Annotated in this window: 3 protein-coding genes and 1 pseudogene; 2 read left to right on the top strand and 2 right to left on the bottom strand. The window is 50.8% G+C overall.

The window, feature by feature from the left end; genetic code table 11:
• Positions 1-797 (top strand): MBL fold metallo-hydrolase (locus tag ACEQ15_RS17635; protein WP_370280569.1); only part of this gene is annotated, 797 nt, incomplete at its 5' end.
• A 161-nt stretch (positions 798-958) separates the two neighbouring features.
• Here ACEQ15_RS17635 and ACEQ15_RS17630 read toward each other — a convergent pair.
• Positions 959-1,798 (bottom strand): enoyl-CoA hydratase-related protein, encoded by an 840-nt coding sequence (locus ACEQ15_RS17630; RefSeq protein WP_370280568.1) that lies wholly within the window; start codon positions 1,796-1,798, stop codon positions 959-961.
• A gap of 392 nt (positions 1,799-2,190) precedes the next feature.
• Here ACEQ15_RS17630 and ACEQ15_RS17625 point away from each other — a divergent pair, with 392 nt between their 5' ends.
• Positions 2,191-2,373, top strand: coding sequence for a tautomerase family protein (locus tag ACEQ15_RS17625; RefSeq protein WP_370280567.1), 183 nt, complete (start codon positions 2,191-2,193; stop codon positions 2,371-2,373).
• A 105-nt stretch (positions 2,374-2,478) separates the two neighbouring features.
• Here ACEQ15_RS17625 and ACEQ15_RS17620 read toward each other — a convergent pair.
• Positions 2,479-2,716, bottom strand: a pseudogene (locus ACEQ15_RS17620) (isocitrate lyase); the annotation flags it as partial.

Below are 2,716 nucleotides of genomic sequence, written 5' to 3'. Positions count from 1 at the left end.
CTGAATCCGGGTACTTCAGCTCCTCGTTGGACAACATTCCGAGAAAACAGGCATCGAGGAGTATTCATGAAAAATCCGGGCTAGAGCAACTTCCAGAGATTAAGGGTGTATTGATCTCCCATGATCACTATGACCACTTGGATAAGAAAACCATCGCGTTTCTGAAATCCCGGGTAGAGAGTTTTGTTGTACCGCTGGGGGTAGGTAATCACCTGCGCGAGTGGGGTGTTTCGGATAATCGCATTCATGAGCTTGATTGGTGGGACAGTGTATCCGTGGGTCAGCTTGAACTGACAGCGACACCATCCCAGCACTTCTCGGGCCGTGGTCTCAATGACCGCAACAAAACCCTGTGGGCATCCTGGGTCATTCAGGCTCCTGGCAAGAAGATCTATTTCAGCGGGGATACCGGCTACTTCGGGGGCTTTAAGGAGATCGGTGAGCGACTGGGACCGTTTGATCTGACCATCATGGAAAACGGAGCCTACAACGAGAACTGGCCGATGGTGCATATGACACCAGAAGAGACATTTCAGGCCCATCAAGATCTGAAAGGTAAGGCGATGTTGCCGGTACATAACGGCACCTTCGATCTGGCCATGCATCCGTGGTACGAGCCGTTGGAGCGTCTGAACGCCTTGGCTTACGCGAAAGGTGTACCGATGATCACCCCGGAGATGGGGCAGCGGGTATCGCTGGATAATCTGCAGGTTGCGGAGGGCAATCGCTGGTGGCGTGGTGAAGAGACCCGGTTGGTATCCGTTGAGGCGGGATTGGAGTTAAAGCAGTCTTTGTAATGCTTGAGGATTACTCCGATGTCGATACGCTCGATCCAGCCTACGTTCTCTAATGGCGCTCTGTAGGGCAGGCTTTAGCCTGCCGGTAGCCTAAAGGCTACCCTACATTGCAGTGTAGAAAGGATCGAGCAGCACGCGGTGCCTATCGATGACTCAGGACCTTAATTCCCCTGATATTCTCCCGGGCGTTTTTCAATAAACGCGTTGATCGCTTCCATATGGTCTTTGGTGTTGTGGCACATGCCCTGGAACACGGCACAAAGCTCCAGGAAGTCCTTCAGCTCCTGACGCTGAGCAGTCTTCAACAAACGTTTGGTCATACGCAGTGCTTGAGGTGGCTTGGATGCCATCTGTTTGGCCATCTCCATTGCGCGTGGCAGCAGCTCTTCCGGTTCAACCACGTCCAATACGATACCCAGCTCTTTTGCTTCATCCGCTTTGATCACACGACCGGTCAGGGTCAGCTCTGCTGCGCGCTGGTAACCGATCAGGCGTTGCAGGAACCAAGCACCGCCATCGCCAGGAATGATGCCCAGGTTCACAAAGGTTTCGCCAAACAGCGCTTTGCTGGATGCGATTCGGATATCACACATACAGGTCAGATCGAAACCGGCGCCAATTGCCGGACCATTCACCGCAGCGATCACCGGAATTTCCGCGTTGTAGAGCGCCAGTGGTATGCGCTGGATGCCTGCCCGGTACTTCTCCTGCACTTCATACACATCACCACCAAAGGCGGCATCCTTGTGTTCCGTATCGCGCAACTGCATCTCTTTGATGTTGCCGCCGGATGAGAAGGCACTGCCAGCACCGGTGAGTACCAGAACAGATACCTCAGGATTATGGTTAGCCCAGGCAACCGTGTTGCAGATGTCATCAATCAGGTTGCTACCGGTCAGGGCATTGCGCAGGTCGTCGCGATTGAATGTAAGCAGTGCAACACGATCTTCAAGTGTCAGTATTGCATCTGAAAGTCTTGGAAACTCTGGGGTGCTGGCCATAACTCTGATCCTTCGATATTTGTTCTTGTATAGGTGAGAGGATAAGAGATTGTGATGAATGAGTCTAAGGGAAAATACTTATTTGTATTCTGGGTAGGAAAATCGTTGAGCAGGTATATCCAAATCAACAAATTGGTGAAATTTGACACAAAATTACGCCCCCAGGATTAACAAATTGGTCAATTTTGACACAAAGTCATGTTCTCAGATTTTGGCAGTTTGGTGGGAAGTGTCGCGTTTTCAGCAGGTTATCGATAAACGGTAAGTCTGGCATGACACATGCTTCACCTTAAATAGAGGACCGGTCTTCCCAATTCTGCCCAAGGCAGGTGGGATCGAACAAAGAAAAACGACCGGCAGCGAGACAGTGATTAACCTGATGGGTGAAGGTCATGGCAGTTGCAAGAATTGATCTCTTGGAAGTATGTAGCCAAGAGCAGAAAGAAAGGTTAGTACGAGACGTAGAGCAGGTGATCAGCGAAGCGATCTCTGTGCCCATAGATCGGGTAAAGATCGTCCTTGTGGACCAGACGCTGCTTGTTGATACGTCATCCCATACAGCCTACGTATATTGATACGAGATAATACGTTTGGTGGTCCAACAGCAAACTTGCAGTTGAGAAAGACGGAAAAACAAAAAAGGGTGCCGAAGCACCCTTTTTTCGTCTTGAAGGAGACGATTAGCTGAACTGGTTGGAAGTGTTTTTCGCACCGCCCGCTTTCAGAGCGTTCTCACCAGCGTAGTACTCTTTGTGGTCGTCGCCCAGGTCGGAACCTGCCATGTTCTGGTGTTTAACACATGCGATACCCTGACGGATCTCTTTACGCTGAACACCTTCAACGTAACCCAGCATGCCTGCTTCACCGAAGTACTCTTTCGCCAGGTTGTCTACAGACAGGGCGGTAGTGTGGTAAGTC

It is taken from the genome of Pontibacterium sp. (genome assembly GCF_964228735.1).
In the GTDB taxonomy this organism is placed as follows: domain Bacteria; phylum Pseudomonadota; class Gammaproteobacteria; order Pseudomonadales; family Balneatricaceae; genus Pontibacterium.
This window is presented reverse-complemented; position numbering and strand designations above follow the sequence as displayed.

Coding starts and splice junctions, on each gene's coding strand:
- ACEQ15_RS17630 (WP_370280568.1), bottom strand. CDS start 1,798: ATGGCCAGCACCCCAGAGTTTCCAAGACTTTCAGATGCAATACTGACA.
- ACEQ15_RS17625 (WP_370280567.1), top strand. CDS start 2,191: ATGGCAGTTGCAAGAATTGATCTCTTGGAAGTATGTAGCCAAGAGCAG.